19 protein-coding genes and 1 pseudogene are annotated in these 17,893 nt (G+C 37.5%); 13 read left to right on the plus strand and 7 right to left on the minus strand.

What is annotated here, in order from left to right; all coding sequences use genetic code 11:
• Window positions 1-80: 80 nt before the first annotated feature.
• The 3 genes from MKZ02_RS02825 to rlmH all read left to right on the plus strand — a co-directional run bounded on the left by MKZ02_RS02825 (window position 81) and on the right by rlmH (window position 2,285).
• A complete protein-coding gene (locus tag MKZ02_RS02825) occupies window positions 81-1,295 on the plus strand; it encodes a S1C family serine protease (protein ID WP_120035736.1) in 1,215 nt (404 codons plus the stop codon).
• 75 nt (window positions 1,296-1,370) lie between these two features.
• Window positions 1,371-1,520, plus strand: a complete 150-nt coding sequence (locus MKZ02_RS02830) for a CxxH/CxxC protein (RefSeq protein ID WP_120035734.1) — start codon at window positions 1,371-1,373, stop codon at window positions 1,518-1,520.
• A 285-nt stretch (window positions 1,521-1,805) separates the two neighbouring features.
• On the plus strand, window positions 1,806-2,285 hold the full coding sequence (gene rlmH, locus MKZ02_RS02835; RefSeq protein ID WP_340851734.1) for a 23S rRNA (pseudouridine(1915)-N(3))-methyltransferase RlmH: 480 nt from the start codon (window positions 1,806-1,808) through the stop codon (window positions 2,283-2,285).
• Between the two features lie 780 nt (window positions 2,286-3,065).
• Here rlmH and MKZ02_RS02840 read toward each other — a convergent pair.
• Window positions 3,066-3,986, minus strand: coding sequence for an iron-hydroxamate ABC transporter substrate-binding protein (locus tag MKZ02_RS02840; protein WP_340851736.1), 921 nt, complete (start codon window positions 3,984-3,986; stop codon window positions 3,066-3,068).
• Window positions 3,987-4,450: 464 nt separating this feature from the next.
• On the opposite strand from MKZ02_RS02840, the gene MKZ02_RS02845 reads away from it, so the two are divergent.
• The 4 genes and pseudogenes from MKZ02_RS02845 to MKZ02_RS02860 all read left to right on the plus strand — a co-directional run bounded on the left by MKZ02_RS02845 (window position 4,451) and on the right by MKZ02_RS02860 (window position 7,288).
• Window positions 4,451-5,080 (plus strand): DUF4253 domain-containing protein, encoded by a 630-nt coding sequence (locus tag MKZ02_RS02845; protein ID WP_340851738.1) that lies wholly within the window; start codon window positions 4,451-4,453, stop codon window positions 5,078-5,080.
• 181 nt (window positions 5,081-5,261) lie between these two features.
• Window positions 5,262-5,906 (plus strand): VTT domain-containing protein, encoded by a 645-nt coding sequence (locus MKZ02_RS02850; RefSeq protein WP_259455651.1) that lies wholly within the window; start codon window positions 5,262-5,264, stop codon window positions 5,904-5,906.
• 11 nt (window positions 5,907-5,917) lie between these two features.
• Window positions 5,918-6,064: pseudogene (locus MKZ02_RS02855) on the plus strand (IS5/IS1182 family transposase); the annotation flags it as partial.
• Window positions 6,065-6,439: 375 nt separating this feature from the next.
• Window positions 6,440-7,288, plus strand: a complete 849-nt coding sequence (locus MKZ02_RS02860) for an MBL fold metallo-hydrolase (RefSeq protein WP_340851740.1) — start codon at window positions 6,440-6,442, stop codon at window positions 7,286-7,288.
• A gap of 288 nt (window positions 7,289-7,576) precedes the next feature.
• Here MKZ02_RS02860 and MKZ02_RS02865 read toward each other — a convergent pair whose 3' ends face one another.
• The 3 genes from MKZ02_RS02865 to MKZ02_RS02875 form a co-directional block, all read right to left on the minus strand.
• On the minus strand, window positions 7,577-8,758 hold the full coding sequence (locus MKZ02_RS02865) for a NupC/NupG family nucleoside CNT transporter (protein WP_340851742.1): 1,182 nt from the start codon (window positions 8,756-8,758) through the stop codon (window positions 7,577-7,579).
• Between the two features lie 757 nt (window positions 8,759-9,515).
• Window positions 9,516-9,980, minus strand: a complete 465-nt coding sequence (locus tag MKZ02_RS02870) for a phage tail protein (protein WP_340851745.1) — start codon at window positions 9,978-9,980, stop codon at window positions 9,516-9,518.
• A 22-nt stretch (window positions 9,981-10,002) separates the two neighbouring features.
• A complete protein-coding gene (locus MKZ02_RS02875) occupies window positions 10,003-10,482 on the minus strand; it encodes a GyrI-like domain-containing protein (RefSeq protein ID WP_340851746.1) in 480 nt (159 codons plus the stop codon).
• A 110-nt stretch (window positions 10,483-10,592) separates the two neighbouring features.
• Here MKZ02_RS02875 and MKZ02_RS02880 point away from each other — a divergent pair, with 110 nt between their 5' ends.
• Together MKZ02_RS02880 and MKZ02_RS02885 are read left to right on the plus strand one after the other, a co-directional pair.
• Window positions 10,593-11,555, plus strand: a complete 963-nt coding sequence (locus MKZ02_RS02880; protein WP_340851748.1) for a helix-turn-helix transcriptional regulator — start codon at window positions 10,593-10,595, stop codon at window positions 11,553-11,555.
• A gap of 114 nt (window positions 11,556-11,669) precedes the next feature.
• A complete protein-coding gene (locus tag MKZ02_RS02885; RefSeq protein WP_340851749.1) occupies window positions 11,670-12,455 on the plus strand; it encodes a nucleotidyltransferase domain-containing protein in 786 nt (261 codons plus the stop codon).
• A 41-nt stretch (window positions 12,456-12,496) separates the two neighbouring features.
• Here MKZ02_RS02885 and MKZ02_RS02890 read toward each other — a convergent pair whose 3' ends face one another.
• The 3 genes from MKZ02_RS02890 to MKZ02_RS02900 all read right to left on the minus strand — a co-directional run bounded on the left by MKZ02_RS02890 (window position 12,497) and on the right by MKZ02_RS02900 (window position 14,875).
• A complete protein-coding gene (locus tag MKZ02_RS02890; RefSeq protein ID WP_340851750.1) occupies window positions 12,497-13,801 on the minus strand; it encodes an alpha/beta hydrolase family protein in 1,305 nt (434 codons plus the stop codon).
• A 187-nt stretch (window positions 13,802-13,988) separates the two neighbouring features.
• The gene (locus tag MKZ02_RS02895) at window positions 13,989-14,423 is read right to left on the minus strand and encodes a DUF3021 family protein (protein WP_340851751.1); all 435 of its coding nucleotides are present in this window, start codon (window positions 14,421-14,423) and stop codon (window positions 13,989-13,991) included.
• A 14-nt stretch (window positions 14,424-14,437) separates the two neighbouring features.
• Complete coding sequence (locus MKZ02_RS02900; protein ID WP_340851752.1) at window positions 14,438-14,875, minus strand: LytTR family DNA-binding domain-containing protein; 438 nt, start codon at window positions 14,873-14,875, stop codon at window positions 14,438-14,440.
• Window positions 14,876-15,253: 378 nt separating this feature from the next.
• On the opposite strand from MKZ02_RS02900, the gene MKZ02_RS02905 reads away from it, so the two are divergent.
• From MKZ02_RS02905 to MKZ02_RS02920, 4 genes are read left to right on the plus strand one after another with little or no spacing between them, the layout of a single operon-like run.
• Window positions 15,254-15,901 (plus strand): isocitrate lyase/PEP mutase family protein, encoded by a 648-nt coding sequence (locus MKZ02_RS02905; protein WP_340851753.1) that lies wholly within the window; start codon window positions 15,254-15,256, stop codon window positions 15,899-15,901.
• On the plus strand, window positions 15,895-16,470 hold the full coding sequence (locus MKZ02_RS02910) for a bifunctional transcriptional activator/DNA repair enzyme AdaA (protein ID WP_340851754.1): 576 nt from the start codon (window positions 15,895-15,897) through the stop codon (window positions 16,468-16,470). Before MKZ02_RS02905 ends, MKZ02_RS02910 begins: the two co-directional genes overlap by 7 nt.
• On the plus strand, window positions 16,457-17,374 hold the full coding sequence (locus MKZ02_RS02915) for a DNA-3-methyladenine glycosylase family protein (protein ID WP_340851757.1): 918 nt from the start codon (window positions 16,457-16,459) through the stop codon (window positions 17,372-17,374). Before MKZ02_RS02910 ends, MKZ02_RS02915 begins: the two co-directional genes overlap by 14 nt.
• The gene (locus MKZ02_RS02920; protein ID WP_340851760.1) at window positions 17,358-17,846 is read left to right on the plus strand and encodes a methylated-DNA--[protein]-cysteine S-methyltransferase; all 489 of its coding nucleotides are present in this window, start codon (window positions 17,358-17,360) and stop codon (window positions 17,844-17,846) included. Before MKZ02_RS02915 ends, MKZ02_RS02920 begins: the two co-directional genes overlap by 17 nt.
• Window positions 17,847-17,893: the final 47 nt, after the last annotated feature.

The raw sequence follows: 17,893 nt of genomic DNA on the forward strand, positions 1-17,893 counted from the left end.
TGAATTTTTCAACGGGAACGTTATAATTTGTGCTACATGGGGAAAATAACTGAGAGTATGTATTGGAAAGGGTGAGGTGTTTGGGCTATTATGATGATGGCAGAGCTGATGGTCGATATCAGCGAGGCCCTAGAAAGAGCGGCTACTTCCTAGCCAGCTTGGCCGGAATTATTATAGGGGCACTGCTTGTAATTTTAGCGCTTCCTAAGCTGGCCGATTATGATGTATTACCAAACGAACAACAAAGTGAAAACGTTCAAATTGAACCGAATAAGGAGCAGCCAAAAGGCCAAAATGTTTCGCTTAACGTCACCACAGATGTGACGAAAGCCGTTGATAAAGCACAGGATGCAGTCGTCGGGATTACAAATATTCAATCCGGTAGCTTCTGGGAAGGTGAATCTAACCAGCCGGCCGGGACAGGTTCTGGTGTTATCTATAAAAAAGCCGGTGACAAAGCCTACATAGTCACGAATAATCACGTTGTCCAAGGTGCACAGCAGCTTGAAGTTACATTGGCAGACGGAACGAAAGTCCCTGCAAAACTTCGTGGAACAGATATTTGGAGTGACTTAGCCGTTATTGAAATTGACGCAAGAAGTGTAAAGAAAGTAGCGGAATTTGGTGACTCAGACGCATTGAAAATTGGAGAACCAGTCATTGCTATCGGAAATCCGCTCGGTCTGGAATTTTCCGGATCAGTGACACAGGGAGTCATCTCAGGGCTGGAGCGTGCCATCCCAGTTGATATTAATAATGATGGGCAAGTTGATTGGCAGGCGGAAGTACTCCAGACAGATGCGGCCATCAATCCGGGTAATAGCGGAGGGGCCCTTGTGAATATTGCCGGACAGGTTGTCGGCATTAACTCTATGAAAATTGCCGAGCAGTCGGTAGAAGGAATTGGATTATCGATCCCCATTAATTTTGCTAAACCAATTATCAATAGTTTAGAAACGCAAGGAAAAATGGTTCGTCCGGCGATGGGCGTAACGCTCAGAAATGTAAATGAAGTACCAGCATATCATCAGCAGGAAACATTGAAGCTCCCAAAAAATATTACAGATGGGGCAATGGTCGAGCAGGTGTATCCAAATACACCAGCTGCAAAAGCTGGACTGCAGGAATTTGACGTTATTGTGCAGCTCGACGATCAAAAGGTACATGATATTTTAGAGCTTCGTAAGTATATGTATACAAAGAAAAAGGTCGGCGACAAAATGGTCGTGCATTTTTATCGAGATGGAAAACTGCACCAAGAGACAACGACACTCACTACTGAGGGGTCTATGTAAGTAGAAGACGCAGAAAAGCCCAATGCTTTTCTGCGCTTTTTCATGGTAAACTATACAAGCAAAGGAGCGGATAGAATGATTTATTGCTGTCAAGAACATACAGAGCTAGCACTGGATATTATCGTAGATGAATATGAAACGGCTCCGAAAATTGAAAAGCTAGAAGGCGAAAAGCGCTCGTGTGAATATTGTCAAAACGAGGCAGAATATGTAGTAGCAAACTAATATTCCCCTACAAGATGTGGATAGTTATTGTGAGTATGTGCATAACTTTTCGGAAAAATAGAAAAATAACCTGTGGATAAGTCAAAAAAGGCGACTTATACACAGGTTCACTCTTTTTTTAGGCTATTTGATGCAAGATGGTTCGATTTTTTTTGCTATAAGTCGTCATTTTGCGTAAAAAAGAAAATTTGACTAAATTTTCAGTCTGAAATAAAAGGGAATATTCAGATTTGTGGATATGTGGATAGTTTTGTGGACAACCTGTTTGTAAAGTGAGGAAATGCTGTGAATATTACAATCGTAACTGTTGGGAAGCTGAAGGAAAAATATTTAAAGCAAGGAATCGCCGAATATATTAAACGTCTTTCTGCTTACGCTAAAATCGAAATCATTGAAGTTGCAGACGAAAAAGCACCCGAAGAACTAAGTATAACAGAAATGGAGCAAGTCAAACAAAAGGAAAGTGAACGAATTCTTGCCAAAATCAGCCCAGACACCCATGTCATTGCGCTGGCTATTGAAGGTAAAATGAAAACATCCGAGGAACTCGCCAAAAATCTCGACCAACTTGCGACATACGGCAAAAGTAAAATTGCCTTTATCATCGGTGGCTCCCTCGGCCTTCACAAAGATGTGATGAACCGGGCGAACGATACACTGTCCTTCTCAAAAATGACGTTCCCTCATCAGCTTATGAGGCTGATTTTAGTGGAGCAGATTTACCGGAGCTTTCGGATTAATCGGGGGGAACCGTACCATAAGTAAGTGCAGTTTTTCTAGTATAGTAAAAGCAAGCCAATTTTGATTAAACAAAAACTGGCTTGCTTTTTATTATTTATGGTGTTGAAGTCATTGGTGTATCCGAAGAAAAAGTGCTGTGAGCTAAAATTTCGCTAAACTAAACGTTTGCTTGCCACTGAATAATCAAACATATTTCGGTTATGATAATACTTGCTGTTGCTGAATAACATTTTTAAGGGATAGCGGAGGGAATAAATATGGTAAAAGACTCGAATGCGCACAAAGAAAAAAGAAATGATACGAATAAGCAGCCAAATGAACAAAGACAAAAGAAAGGCAGATCAAATGCTCGCGGAGGAAGAAATTAAGCCATCCCGTAAAACAAGTATCCGTATCAAGAGTCAATAAAATATGTGCCTGTCACCCACACGTATTTTTTCGAATTTATCGACATTAGGCGGGCAGTGACAGGCACTTTAGTTCAATGGTGAGCCTTACCATAAGTAAAAGGGGTTTTTTAGATGGAATATTGGAAAATTTACGGGAAATAAAAAGGATTATTTATAGAAGCTCGAGGTTATTTAGGAAGGAAAATCCTACTTGTGTAATGAATTAGGCAACTGCTTCATCTACAGCTGAATGAAGTTTAGATATGAATGAAATGATTGATGAAGGGGTAAGACGGTTAAATTAAATCATACAGAATACCTATCCAAGGAAGACCACGAGGACGTACCTAGTGGTCCATAACACAAAATTTATTATTTGAATGTCACTTCCAGAACTGTCCATACGGTTCTCTGACTATTTTAAAAAGTGCTCTTCAAAATATTTCAATTGGTAATCTAAAGATATGGGATCGTTAAACATAAAGGCATTTCCATCCACTTCAATTACATGGTCGTTCTTCACAGCGGGCATTCCTTTATATAGATCCGTCTGTTGGTAGGAATTATCTTGATCATTGTATTTACTAACAATTAGGTAGTCCCCAACATAGTCAGGTAATACCTCAAAAGAAATCATGTAGTATCCTTCTTTACTTGTCATCTCCTTTACTTTTTCAGGCATTTTCAGACCCATTGCTTTATAAAGAACTTCTGTGCCTCTTCCCCAACTATCACCCAAAATACCCATATCCTTATCATAACTTTCCATTACAGTTACCGTTGAATCTTCGCCAATTTTTGCTTTAATTTCATTTCCTACAGTATTTGCACGTTTTTTGAAGTCATCAATCCAGCTTTGAGCTTCTTTTTCTTTATTTACCAACTTGCCAATTTCTAAGTGCTGTGTTAAATAATCTACTTTATTATAAGTATAGGTAACTGTCGGAGCAATTTGTTTCAATTTATCCAGGTTTTTATTATCATTTGATCCAATAATTAAATCTGGTTTTAATTCAATAATTTTCTCTAAATTCTCATCTGACACGGCTGGAACATCTTTTAATTGATCTTTAAATAATGGACTTTTCTTAGCCCATTCATCCACCCCTACGATATTAACACCAAGTGCAATTAAATCGCCTGCATTGCCAGTCAAAACAACTACTCTTTTTGGATGAGCAGGTACTTTAATAGGGCCATTTTCAGATTGGTATGTAATCGTTTTGCTTTTGTCCTCTTTACTTGCAGCCCCTGCTGACTCGCTCTTTGTGCTATGGCCACAGGCACTAAGAACAAGAAACAAAATTAAAATGAAAGGTATAATTAATTTTTTCAACTTAGGATCCTCCTTAATAATAGGTATCATCTCAATCTTCTTGAAAATGATATTGATAATCATTATCAATATAAGACTTTAGTATTTTTTTAGTTTTTTGTCAATAACTAATAGGAAAAAACTATCCATTTCTTAGCAGGTATTTTAATTTTATCAATGCTATCTTTAGCTTTTGCTTTTAAAAATATATCCGATTCGCTATTACCATCATTAGTGATCTTTTTATCCCCAAAAAGCTACCGAACATTTTTAGATTGTTTCCTTTCTTAGAGGAAATATTTGTATTTCAATGGATTTATAAATATGATTATCTTTATCCGGTAACAAAGCCTATAGGAGATGAAGAACGTGAGTATATTTGACAAATTCAGGAAAAAGCAGAAGAGAAAGCTTATATTGAAAAAATAAAGGCTAAATTGGGTTGCGACTGTTCGGTAATTGAAGAGAAGGATGTTAAAAGTGTTATGAAAAATTATCATCAAGCTCTCCAGGAAGGCAAGAAAGAAGGATATACACCACTTATCATTATCCCTTCAGAGATGATGCTAGAAATCGTTGATACCGAGGCGGATGAAGGATACTCAAAGGATGACCGAGAGAGTATCATAAAGAAATCAAAGGATATTGATGTAAAGGCTTTGTTAAAGAGACTTCTTGATGAAGCGATGTCCATGGAAGAAGATGACGATGATATTACTGGCGAGTTCTCGTTAGAGGAACAGCCGGATCATTTTCTATCAATAGAAGAGGTAATAAATAAGAAAATAATTATCGCAAAGGTTCCCACGGATCATCCTTGGGAGGTAGCTGCATGGGTTCCAATGGGAGGGTTTAATGAATGTCCTATGCCAGAGGAACAAGTGGCAGTATTCAAATATTGGTATGAAAAATATGGAGCTATTCCGGCTTTAGTAACCACAGATGTATGGGAATTTTTTGTCGAAAATCCTCCTAAGACACAAGAAGAATCAGAATTACTTGCGTGGGAACAGTTTGGATTTTGTGGTGATATAGTCCTGCAAGGGGTGGGAACAGTAAATTCACTTGCAGGAACACTTATTCATTCTTCCGTATGGTATTTTTGGTGGGATTAAAAATGCAGCATTTTTTTGTGCGAAATAGAATGATACTTTGCTTGAGCCAGAGAAAAATTGTTTCGATTTTTACTATAAAAAATACAAATAAGTGTTCCTTTATTAAACATTTTTTATGTGTTTCTGATAATATGTAGATGAAAATAAAAAAGACTACATTACTATGAAAGTGGGTACAGCTTTGACAATCATTCAAAATATTATTGATTTCATCCTGCATATTGATGAACATCTAGTTGAAATCATCAAAAACTTTGGCGGGTGGTCATATGGAATTTTGTTTTTAATCGTATTTGTAGAAACGGGAATTGTGATTTTCCCTTTCTTACCGGGTGATTCTTTACTGTTTGCTAGCGGTGCTCTTGCTGCGATGGGGGCATTTAACATTATTTTATTATTCATTATCTTTTTTGCCGCAGCGGTAATTGGGGATACTGTAAATTATCATATCGGCAGGAAAGTAGGGACTACGATCTCAAATGGAAGTTTTATGGGAAAATTGATTAACCAAGATAAAATGATGAAAGCTGAGGAATTCTTTAACAAGCATGGGGGAAAAACAATTTTGATCGCCCGTTTTATGCCGTTTATTCGTACGTTCATTCCTTTTATTGCAGGAGCGAGCCGGATGAACTACCGTTATTTCTTGATTTATAATGTGGTTGGTGCCGCATTATGGGTAGGCATCTGTACGATATTAGGCTACTTCTTTGGCAATATTCCGATTATCAAAGACAATTTTTCAACAGTTCTCTTAGCCATTATCTTCATTTCTGTGCTGCCAGCCATTATCGGTATGATTCAGGGGAAACTGAAGAAAGCATAACGGTTTCATAGATGTGGACTTATAAAATGGTGAAAACGGTTCTTGAAAGGAAACGTATGAAAAATAAATCGATTATCGTTGAGGATGCACATACAAAAGCAAGTTATAACCAAAAGTCATCAAAGTTACTCGGTCAAGCTGTTTATCAAATCGACGAAATAAAGGAAGATGAAATTTTCAGCCTGGTTTCGTCCCAATAATCGTTTCTATATTTTTGTATTAGAGCGAAGCAGGTTGGAAAGATAGGGTATATTAACAAGAATAAATGAGTTCGGGAATTGATAAAAGACTCTCGAACCCATTTATTTTTTTATACAATTTCCCAGTGCACGACAGTTAAAAGTAAATCATTCTTGAAGGATCTTGCTAATTTTGTAAATAAATACGTTAAAGCATATTAATATCTAAGAGTTGAAATACAAAATTCCACAGATCTCCTTACCATAGATAGAGGCCGTTTTTTGAAAGATTCTCCCATGAGTAAACAACTGCTATTCGATTTAAAATAGTATAAAAGAAAGTAGGCACCCGTTATGCATTCAATTAAAAAAATAGGTAAGAGTTTTTGGTACATTACTCCAATATCGTTAACCGACCGGCCCATTCTAGGGATGGTAGTAGGCAATAACAAGACATTAATGATTGATGCAGGCAACTCGGAAGATCATGCAAATTACTTTCTGAAAGAACTTTTAAAAAGAGGGGTCCCTGCTCCTGATATGGTGGTTCTTACTCACTGGCATTGGGATCATATTTTTGGTCTGTCAGCATTATCTCATACAGTTTCTATGGCTTCCAAAAAAACGAAAAAAGAAATGGAGAAGCTCATTCCGCTTTCATGGTCAGACGAGGCATTAGATGCACGAGTGAAAGAAGGATCGGAAATTGAATTTTGTGCGAAGGCCATCAAGGAGGAATTCACGGATCACCGAGATATCACGATTGTCTTGCCGGATTTAACTTTTGAAAAACGAGTGGAAATGGACCTTGGTGGGATAACTTGTATCGTCCAACACGTCGGAGGGGACCACGCTGCAGATTCAGTAATCGTGTATATCGAAGAAGAAAAGATTCTCTTTCTTGGTGACTGTATTTATCCTGATATTTTTTCCGCAAAAGAAAACTATACAATCAAGGAAACGCTGCGGCTATTAGATGAGTTAGAATCATTTGACGCGGATACATATATACCTTCGCATCAAAAGCCGATTTCAAAAGAGGAATTTAATAAGGAAGCTGCTAAGCTTAGAACCATTGCGAAATATACAGATATTTGCGGTGGTGATAAACAGAAAATCATCGCAGAATACGAAAAGTGCGTAAAAAGGAAACTTACAGAAGATGAAAGAGAAACAATCGCCGACTTTGTAAATGGGTATTAAATTGTCTCTGTGTTTCGTAAAGGCATTTTTTATGAAAGTTGCTTTTTTATCATGATATTGCTTTAGCAGAGAGTAGGAAAAAATTTGAGGATACATTAATAATTAATAAGAAAATTAAAGATCTGTTAATGAGGTTACATTATTAGCAAAAGGCAGTGGTTCGCTCCCACTGCCTTTTTCATAAGGATTTATAATGCAACCAGTACCATATTATTGAGGATAGATTGCTTTTCCACGGCCGTTGTTTTCCATTTCAACGACCAACACGTCGTGATTACCTAGCATGTTTTATAAAACGAAACTAACAATGATACTTGAAAGGATGCTTACAAGTGTGGCGCCATATAACAGCTTCAAGCCAAAACGTGCAACAGCATTCCCCTGCTTTTCATTCAGACTTTTGACAGCCCCGACAATAATACCAATAGACGAAAAGTTGGCAAAGGAAACCAGGAATACAGAAAGAATTCCCATTGTTCGGTCACTAAAGTGATAATTGCCTCCGGATAAATCCAGCATCGCGACAAATTCATTGGTCAACAGTTTAGTCGCCATAATCCCCCCGGCACTAACCGCTTCTGAGAAAGGAATTCCCATAATAAAGGCAATTGGAGCAAATAGATAACCTAATATTTTTTGGAAAGAGATATTAAATATTAGCTCAAATACATAATTGAATCCCGCCATTAATGCAATGAACCCAATCAGCATAGCCCCGACGATAATAGCTACCTTAAAACCATCAAGGATATATTCACCGAGCATTTCAAAGAAGGATTGCTTTTTCTGCTCCTGTATTTCTAATATATCCTCACTTGGATCAATCTCGTACGGATTAATAATGGTTGCTATGATAAAGCCCCCAAATAAATTTAAAACTAAAGCTGTGACAATATACTTTGGCTCCAGCATCGTCATATAAGCACCAACTATAGACATCGATACAGTCGACATCGCTGAAGCGCATAGAGTATACAAACGCTGGTTCGAAAGCAAGCCAAGTTGTTTTTTTAATGTGATGAAAACCTCCGATTGCCCGACCATCAGTGAAGCAACTGCATTATATGATTCAAGTTTGCCCATTCCGTTCACTTTACTTAATAAAAATCCGATTCCCTTCATAATGAATGGCAAGATTTTCAGATGCTGAAGAATCCCAATTAATGCAGAAATAAATATAATTGGCAGCAATACATTTAAAAAGAAAGGAGCCTCTCCCTCGTTCGCCATGCCGCCAAATACAAAGGAAATCCCTTCACTCGCGAATTCAAGCAATTTGTTAAAAATAGCAGCTATGCCCTTGATGATGATTAAGCCAAATTCTGTATTTAACAGCAACAATGATAAAAGAATTTGAATGACAATCATCGTAATAATTGGTTTGAATTTTATCTCTTTTCGATTGGAGCTTGCCAACCAAGCCAAAAACAATACAACAAAAATACCTAAGATAGAAATAACATATCGCATATGTAACCTCCTGATGAATTTAGACAATATGGGCACGCTTCCAGTGAATTTGCCACTAGTAAAGTTACCGCTAGAATAGTAACCTCTTTTATTTGTGATTACAATGGATATTTTGCCCATATTTTATAAAAGTAACACAAAAGCTCGTCTAAGAATGGTTTCGAAAGGTAATAAGTTTTAGAAGATTATTTTTCTGCAACCACATATTAATCAGAATGCCCTAAATGCTGAAAGAGATATAAAGAGTTTTTATAAAAACTGCAAATAACATTTATTCCATGATTTTTTCCTTTCATTATTTAAAAATCGATACAAAAAAGGCTGGTAACGGTCATGTATGAACTATACCCGAATAATGGACACTTTAAAAAAATTTCTTATTCGGGGATGACTATGTCTATATGCTGGAAACCCGTTTTCAGTGTGAAGAAAGAGGCTGAAGTCAAGGAACAAAAATTTATTGGAGTAAGGAGAAGGCTTTAATGAAAATCTAATAGTGAAAACCAGTTTAAAAACTTCATTTAGATGCATGATGGTGAACCGTACCATGAGTAAATGAAATTTTTGCAAAAAAAATAACAGCACTCACTAATTGGATGGAGAGGTGCTGTTTGGTTATTTGAATGCCTAGGTGAGCATTCGTTGCATGAATGCTTATTTTGCTCCTAGACTGAATTAGATTTTTTATCTAAATAAAGAAAAAGAATGACCCACTGCTAAAAATGGCTGAATTCCTTTATTTGCACTTTTGCTTGCATTAATAGGCTCCTTTAATTACAAAAAATGAGCCTCGAATGGTTCCAGCTAGTTTAGACTTTTGCCTGGCAAACTTAAACTTTCCTTCTAACTCCTTTGGCACCTTCATCCCTTCAGAAAGCTTAAAGCCGACGGCCCGCTTTTTAGGGACATCAACTGTATACATGACGTTGACAACAAGACCATCCTCATAAAAAACGTAAGCCATTTTGATATTTTCCACTTGAAAACGTGACGTTTCTAAAGGCTTGGCCGCAAACTCAATATCCCGTTCTTCTTTTAAAATCCGGTTCACATAATCAAGGGTCTCACAGGACTCGCTAGCTGGCACAACCGTAAATTCATGCTTGTATTTGTTCATAAAGTAACGGGCTTCATTAGCACGCAAACCAGCAAGTGCGTCTACTACAGGTGAAGATTCTACACCAACCGTAGAAACATTTTTAAAATCAACGACATAGGCCATTTTCCTTCCTCCTTTTATTCCTTTATTTCTCTACAACAGGAATCCACATTTCACCAAATACCAAGCCGTTTCGCTGACCCATTTCAACCGTTGCATTTGGCCCGCCAACATAAGCAAAGTCCTTTGCTTCAGGCAAGACTTGACCAAAGGCAATGCCAGTAAGCTTATTCTCCAATTCACCGGCCGTTTTCCCTTCCCCTTTCACGACTAAGTATTTTCCCTTAGGAAATTGGATGACTCTGGCTTCTTCTGGTGCCGCTTCCTCTGTCATAACGCCAGCATAATGCATCATCTTGCTATTTACAGCTTCGTTCATGGCAAAAACGTAGTCATTTATAGCTATAGCTTTTAAAGCATCAAGCCTTCCATCTTGGCTGAAGGCCTGCCAAAAGTCGGCCTTTTCCTTGTTTAAGCCAGCAGAGTCTGTGTAGTCGCTCGTAAGCTCAGTTCCAAAACCTAAAACGATAAAGCTGTCTTTTTCTTCGAGGGTATAATTTGTCATAGTCAAAACCTTCCTCTTTTTTAGATTTATCAAATGACTTGTAGTCTTCACTTGATAGGTATATGATAGCCTTAAATTATGTCAAAAAATGATACTGTTTAGGAGTCCGGATGAAAAAAGTTGAACGGATTAACACCATAATGCGGTATATCAACAACCGCTCCCACTTTACCGTTTCTGAAATCATGCGAGAATTTAATATCTCTCGTTCAACCGCTATTAGAGATATTAGAGAAATTGAGGCTATGGGAATGCCGCTTGTCGCTGAAGTTGGAAGGGATGGAGGATATTGTGTCATGCACAACTCTGTCTTGCCCGATGTTCGCTTTACCAGCAATGAGGTCAAAGCTCTTTTTATTGCCTTTATGGCCACAAGAAATCAACAACTTCCCTATCTAAAGAGCCGTCAGTCTTTAGCTGAAAAATTATTAGGTCTCCTCTCAGAAAACCAGCAAGAGACCCTCGTTCTTTTAAATCAAATCTTGCTATTTGAAGGGACCAACCCGAATAATCCTGATTTGCTTGATCTGTCAGACCTCCCTCATCCTATGTTGGAAAAACTCATCCAAGTCCTGCTTCTGGATAGCTACTTATTGATCACTATCAAAGAAGAGAAGGTAGTAAAGTCTTATTCGATTTATCTCTTGCACCTTTACCGTGAAAAAAGCCTTTGGCTGATTGAAGGCTTTGACTTAAAGGAAGAAAAGAAGCGGATTTTTCCTGTCGATAATCTTATTCATGCTGAACCTTACCCGACGAAAAAAAGAGTAAGCAAGAAAAAAATTTTAGAAAAACTAAGTAAGCAGGAGGAAGCAATCAACCTTGTCCTTGAACTTGGTCCAAAAGCGATTGCCCAATTTAAAAAATACCACCCTTTAAAAGTTTCTATTTCCTATACAAATCCTTACCAAACCACAGCCATTCTAAAGACTTTTATCAATGTTAATCATTCCGAAGAATTGACAGAAATGACAAATTGGCTGCTTTTCCTAGGTGAGGATATCAAGGTCAGGGAAGTGCCACAAGAAGTCTTAGCAGATTTACAGGAGAGGTTATGCGTATATTTCTCATAAGCAGTGCCAGTTGCCCTTATTTTCGCACATTTGGAAAAGGATAAATGTCTCTGAATGGTTAGAAACACTTTAAAAAAGTTCTAAGCATGATTAACTTTATAAGGAGGCGAACCAATGAATGAAATCATTCAAAATAAATTAGCAGCAATAGAAGAGAGAGCACAAGTAAAGATTTTATATGCTGTGGAAGCTGGAAGCAGAGCGTGGGGATTTCCTTCGAAAGATAGTGATTTTGATGTCCGATTTATTTATATTCACCGACCAGAATGGTATCTTTCTATTGACCCGCAAGGAATTGGCAACAAGAGAGATGTGATAGAAGAGCCCATTAATGATTTGTTAGATATTAGCGGTTGGGAAATAACAAAGGCGCTGCGACTTTTTAGAAAAAACAATCCGCCTCTTTTGGAATGGCTGAGAAGCAATATAATTTATTATCAAAAGTACTCATTTATCGATAGCATGAGATCTTTGGAACCTGAAGTTTTTTATCCAAATTCTATTTTGTACCATTATTTAAATATGGCGAAAACTAACTATCGCCACTACCTGCAGGGGCCGGAAGTAAGAATAAAAAAGTATTTCTACGTACTGCGCCCTATACTGGCTTGTAAGTGGATTGAGGCCTATAATATGACACCTCCAATTAGCTTTCATGAATTAGTAGAAGACATCATTCCAGAAGGTGAATTAAAAAATGAGGTTGAACATCTTTTAAAACGAAAGATAATAGGTGATGAGTTCGATCATGAACCTCGTATTCAAGTGATAACCGATTTTGTAGAAAATGAGATTGGACGTCTCGAAGAATATGCTAAAACGCTCACTGCTGAAAGGAAGGACCCAACCCATAAGTTAAATGAGTTGTTTAGAAGCACATTGGAGGAAGTGTGGAAATAATGCTTGATTAAGGCTGAACCTTAGGGTTCAGCCTTTAATTTTTAATAGTTTTCTTTCGGAGCGAAGTGGCCAATGCCCTTTAATTCATAGTTAAAAAATTTGAGGATTAGCTCATTTTCAGTTTCAATACAGTAATATTTATTGATATCGGCCTTTCCGCCTTGCAGACTATTCGCAAGCAGAGGGGAGAAGAGCGGTAAATCGGTTAAGCTTAAATGCTTGGCTCCTTGAAAATGAATTGTATAGGCCTCTTTGAAGTTTTGATTATCTAGTTTGTTTGCTACATAAGTGGAGTTGCTGCCGAGCTGTTTCCAAACATCATCGGAATAAATGTTGAAAAGCGGGATGTTATAGGGTTTTTTGCTTGCTACAAAGTCATCTATATCTTTCTTATACAGAAGCTCGCTAAAGAAAGGGGCATCAATATTAACAACGGCATCTATATCATTGCGCACTCTACCTAGCCAAACACTGGCTGCGCCGCCCATCGAGTGCCCGAACACACCAATTTTCTCTGTATTGATCTTTTGATAAACGGAGTCATTATCACTTTTGGCCTTTTTGAGGATCGTATCAATGACAAAATTCATATCGTCTGTTCGCAGTTTCATCCATTTTTGAATGAGCCCATAGAGTTCTTCGTTTGTATAAATACCTTCTTTATTGATATTGCTGACTTCACGGTTATAATCTGTGTTGATGAAAGTTTTCGTTCCATCCGCTGAAGCAGTATAAAAGGAATGATACGGATGATCGATTGAAACGACTACATAGCCGTGGCTTGCAAGCTCTGTATAGGTAGAGGTATTGCTTGCCTTAATGCCGTATGCTCCGTGGGAGAACACCAAAAGAGGATATGTTCCATGTGCATTTTTCGGATACCAAAATTCCACGTTCACAAATCTGTTTTGCCCCTTATCGCTAAATTCCTCCACACGTTTTTTGTCAATATAAGTGTAAGCAGCAGTGGCGACTTCATATTTACCTGTCACTTTCGGTGATGGGTGCTGTGGAAAAACAATGGCAGGTGTAAGTGCCAATACTAATATCACAATCATAAAAATAGATTTCCATACAATAGAAGAAGTTTTGTATTTTTGTGTTTTTGTTTTGTTACGAATAAGAGCAACCGTGCCCGTTGCCGCTAATAGGAAAAGCAGTGTGGCAAGCAGGACCCAGCGGAAACTCCACATAATCACCGATGAAAGTGTGAGTATGGCAAAGGCTATAAATATAGCAATCCTCAGCCAATTCTTTATTTTTTTATAATTTTTCTTTGTTACTATACAGTAGATGGCAAAAGTGACCTCAAAAATCAAAGCGATACATAATAGTAAAGTTCCCATAATGGTTACCCCTTCTTTTTTGGATTATTTTTTATGAACTCATCATAAAAAACAGCCGAAGGGATGTATATAGAAAAACAGTAAGCTGTATTTATGAGCAAATAAGATGCAAAAATAGCGGTAAGCTGCAAAAGCTTACCGCATCATAATCTATTGCAGACAACTGCCGATGTATGATCGTATTGGGCTACTTATAAACGTCTTTTTTCAATGCCTTTAGTTTTTCATTGATTTTTTGAGCTTCCTTTTTATCGTTTTGCCATGATAACAGACGAACCACGATATAGATTGCTGCGATTTCCAGTGCCAAGATGATTGTATCTACTATGCTATTCACAATGCCAAAAATGTGGCTAAGAGAAATCAAAAGAATTTCCAAAGTGACAAAATGAAGGGCCATTCTTATACGCATCTTCTTCTCACTTATCTCATGAGGAGAATACAAAATAAATCCCGTTAATGCGCTTAAAAATGAAAAGGCCATAATGAGATAGATCGACTCTAAATCAAAGTCCATGTTGGGATAATATATCTGTCGTAAAATCGTAAGAATAATGATGATGGAAGCAAAAATGATCAAGAAATTCTTCGCCGTCTTTTGTACAAACTCAGCAAGCTTCATATGCATCCCTCCTTTTACAATCCAAGCCTGTTTTTAAGGACAGGCACATACTGCCTTGATATAACAGCACGTTCCTCATTATCAAGCACCGCCTCGAATCGGCCGCTTATGGACGGATACACAGATGAAATTTTAGCTATGTTTAAAATAGTTGATTTGGATGCACGAAAAAAGTTTTTTTCGCTGCATAACTTTTCTAACTCATAAAGCTTTTGCTTTACTTCAAAAACGTTATCCTTGCAGTAGCTGAAAACCTTCCCGTCAACTGCCTCGAAATAATAAATGTCGCTAAGCTTGATACGGTGAACTCTATCGTTTTGATATCCGAGTACAATGAAGGTCTCCGTTTCCAGCTTCCTTACGATTTCGTTTATTTCATCATCTACCTCATGACACCTAATGAGAATTTCTTCTGCCAATTCTTTACTTATTTCTTCTATTGAAACTTTCATAACTATCACCCGCAAAAATTCAAGTTGCTTCATGTTGATTATGGATTTTATTTTTCATTGCTTTCAAGTTGTTTGATTGTATTAATTGACAAATGGCGTGCGATTAACTAAGCATGTTTATTCTCAAAATTAGAGACAGTGAACGTTTCTCCAATTTTTCAGTGCTGTTATTGAGATGGTTGTTCGTGTTTCTACTAGCACTATCTGATCGGGATACTGCCTACGTTTTTCGGATCCCTCCATTATAACACCTTTAAATAAAATCTCTTTTGTATCTTACCAGGTTCTCTTAAGACAGACCATAAGAGCAAGAATGAGGACGAATTGGAGAGAGGTTACTTGTTAAAATGAATCCAACAAATATTAGGGGGAGCTGAAATGAAGAAGATTCAGGAATTCAATGAGTGGCCTTCCTCAAAGGAATTATTATTCATAGGAAATGCTTGGGACTTACTTTCAGCCTTAATACTTGAAAAAGCAGGATTCAAAGCAATTGACACGACCAGTTGGAGTATCGCAAATTCACTAGAATTTTCAGATGGAGAATGGATTGGATTTGACAGACATTTAGGAATCATCAAAACTATAGTAGAGAATGTGAAAATTTCTGTTTCAGCCGATATTGAGGCCGGATATAGCGAAGACGCGAACATGATTATAGAAAATGTTTTTAGAACGGCAGATGTCGGGGTGGCGGGCATCAATATGGAAGATTCATTGAAAAAATCAATGGACTTAAGAGAGGTTTTACAGCACGCTCATCTTCTAGAAAAAATAAGAGTAGCGCTAGACCATAATGATTATAAATATTTTTATAGTAACGCCAGAATAGATACTTACTTTCAAAGCCGAAACCCTTTGATAGAAACAATAGAACGAGCAAGGGCGTATGTGGAGAGTGGCGCTAGTGAAATTCTTGTCCCCGGATTAAAAGAGCCTGCTGGTAAATTAGTAGAGTATATGGATACTTCCCATTTGTATGAAAATGCGCCCCAGTGCAGGAAGGAGAGTGATGTAATATGGTGAATAATACTATTAATCTTTCATTCGAAGAGATGTGGGAGAAAATTATGGCTTGTGACCGTAAGTATGATGGATTATTTTTTACAGCCGTGAAAACAACCAGAATATATTGCCGTCCCTCCTGCAGATCAAGGAAACCCAAAAAAATGAATGTGGAATTTTACACCGACATAAATGAAGTAGAAAAAGCTGGTTTTCGCGCTTGTAAGAGGTGTCGGCCGGAAGTTGAGCAATCCCCGCATATGGAGATTGTCAGAGACATCATTACGTTCCTGGTCAATCATTATAAACAAAACCTGATATTAAAAGATATAGCGGCAGAAGTCGGTCTAAGTCCCTTTTATTTGGAACGCTTATTTAAACAAGAAACCTCTGAAACTCCTCGTACTTATTTAGAAAAGATACGTATCGATAAAGCAGCCCATCTTCTCAAATGTACAGCCCTTACGAATCTGGAGATCTGCTATGAGGTAGGATTTCAAAGTCCTTCTAATTTTTATAAAGTGTTTCGAAGCTTAAAAAACTGTTCACCGAGTGAATATCGAAAGGGATTCCTAAATGAATTGGGCTGATTATGGATCTTATATAGAGATTTATCCTCCTAAGGAATTTAATTTTGAAGAATGTCTTACTTTTTTAGGAAGGTCCAATCAGGAAGTGCTTCATCAAATGAAAGGGAAATCTATCGTTAAACTAATAAAAGTGGATGAATCTTTGATTTTATGTAAAATTGGATACATCAATCATTCGATAAAGGTTGAATTTCTAATAAGCACTCCCTCTGGTCCCTCTCGCCAAAAAGTGGGGGAGTACATTTGGGAATGGTTTGATTTGGAGCAGGATGTAGAGGGGTTTTATCGGGCAGCTCATCAAGATCAAATTTTAAAAAAACTTGCTCATCAATATGATGGGCTACGGATTATATGTATACCGGATTTATTTGAAGCATTAGTGTGGGCAATTATCGGACAGCAAATTAATCTAGCATTTGCTTACACATTAAAGAGACGCTTCGTTGAACACTTTGGCGAGTGCCTAGTTTTTGAGGGAGAAATATTTTGGATATTCCCCTCATTTGAAAAAATTGCTTCTGTAAGTGTGGATGATTTAAGGGAACTTCAATTTTCTGCTAGGAAGGCTGAATATATTATTGGCATTGCGAAAGCCATGACAAATGGCGAATTAACAAAGGAATGGCTGCTCCAGCAAAAAGATTACCAGCAAGTAAAAAAATCATTAATGGCGATAAGAGGGGTTGGAGCATGGACGGCAGATTATGTAATGATGAAATGTCTACACGATACTTCTTCCTTCCCAATAACAGATGTCGGACTTCATCATGCATTGAAGAATCTGCTAGGACTTAAGAAGAAGCCGACTATAAAAGAAATTGAAGAATTAGCATTGGGATGGAAAGGCTGGCAGGCATACGCTACCTTTTATCTTTGGAGGTCTTTATATGACAAAAAAATATAAATTAGATTATGAATCGCCAATTGGCGTAATCGAAATACTTGGTACTGATGAAGTGATCCTTTCTATTCTGTTCTCTGAAGAGGATAAAAAGGTGAATGTTTTACAACCGGACACTCCTCCAGTTTTAGCAGAATGCTATAACCAACTTGACGAATATTTTAAAGGCGATCGCTATGAATTTACATTTCCTTATCAATTTGAAGGAACTGATTTTCAAAAAAAAGTATGGGAAGCATTAAAAGAAATTCCGTATGCAGAAACGGGATCTTACAAGGATATTGCTGTTTCTATTGGAAATCAAAAAGCTATTAGGGCTGTAGGAAGTGCAAATGGAAAAAATAAGCTAAGTATTGTCATTCCCTGCCACAGAATTATTGGTTCTAATGGGACATTAACTGGCTATGCAGGAGGGCTGTGGAGAAAAGAGTGGCTGCTCCAACATGAGAAGTCCTGCAACAGGAAACAGAAGTAGGGATTTAAGTGTAGTACGGCGAACCGTCTCATAGGGAATGGTTTAAG

The sequence above is a fragment of the Pseudobacillus sp. FSL P4-0506 genome (assembly GCF_038003025.1).
Taxonomy (GTDB): Bacteria; Bacillota; Bacilli; order Bacillales; family Domibacillaceae; genus Pseudobacillus.

Bases quoted from the DNA above. Each gene is read 5' to 3' on its own strand.
- MKZ02_RS02830 (WP_120035734.1), top strand. From the start codon at position 1,371: ATGATTTATTGCTGTCAAGAACATACAGAGCTAGCACTGGATATTATC.
- MKZ02_RS02845 (WP_340851738.1), top strand. From the start codon at position 4,451: ATGAAAAATTATCATCAAGCTCTCCAGGAAGGCAAGAAAGAAGGATAT.
- MKZ02_RS02860 (WP_340851740.1), top strand. From the start codon at position 6,440: ATGCATTCAATTAAAAAAATAGGTAAGAGTTTTTGGTACATTACTCCA.
- MKZ02_RS02865 (WP_340851742.1), bottom strand. From the start codon at position 8,758: ATGCGATATGTTATTTCTATCTTAGGTATTTTTGTTGTATTGTTTTTG.
- MKZ02_RS02870 (WP_340851745.1), bottom strand. From the start codon at position 9,980: ATGGCCTATGTCGTTGATTTTAAAAATGTTTCTACGGTTGGTGTAGAA.
- MKZ02_RS02875 (WP_340851746.1), bottom strand. From the start codon at position 10,482: ATGACAAATTATACCCTCGAAGAAAAAGACAGCTTTATCGTTTTAGGT.
- MKZ02_RS02880 (WP_340851748.1), top strand. From the start codon at position 10,593: ATGAAAAAAGTTGAACGGATTAACACCATAATGCGGTATATCAACAAC.
- MKZ02_RS02885 (WP_340851749.1), top strand. From the start codon at position 11,670: ATGAATGAAATCATTCAAAATAAATTAGCAGCAATAGAAGAGAGAGCA.
- MKZ02_RS02890 (WP_340851750.1), bottom strand. From the start codon at position 13,801: ATGGGAACTTTACTATTATGTATCGCTTTGATTTTTGAGGTCACTTTT.
- MKZ02_RS02895 (WP_340851751.1), bottom strand. From the start codon at position 14,423: ATGAAGCTTGCTGAGTTTGTACAAAAGACGGCGAAGAATTTCTTGATC.
- MKZ02_RS02900 (WP_340851752.1), bottom strand. From the start codon at position 14,875: ATGAAAGTTTCAATAGAAGAAATAAGTAAAGAATTGGCAGAAGAAATT.
- MKZ02_RS02905 (WP_340851753.1), top strand. From the start codon at position 15,254: ATGAAGAAGATTCAGGAATTCAATGAGTGGCCTTCCTCAAAGGAATTA.
- MKZ02_RS02910 (WP_340851754.1), top strand. From the start codon at position 15,895: ATGGTGAATAATACTATTAATCTTTCATTCGAAGAGATGTGGGAGAAA.
- MKZ02_RS02915 (WP_340851757.1), top strand. From the start codon at position 16,457: ATGAATTGGGCTGATTATGGATCTTATATAGAGATTTATCCTCCTAAG.
- MKZ02_RS02920 (WP_340851760.1), top strand. From the start codon at position 17,358: ATGACAAAAAAATATAAATTAGATTATGAATCGCCAATTGGCGTAATC.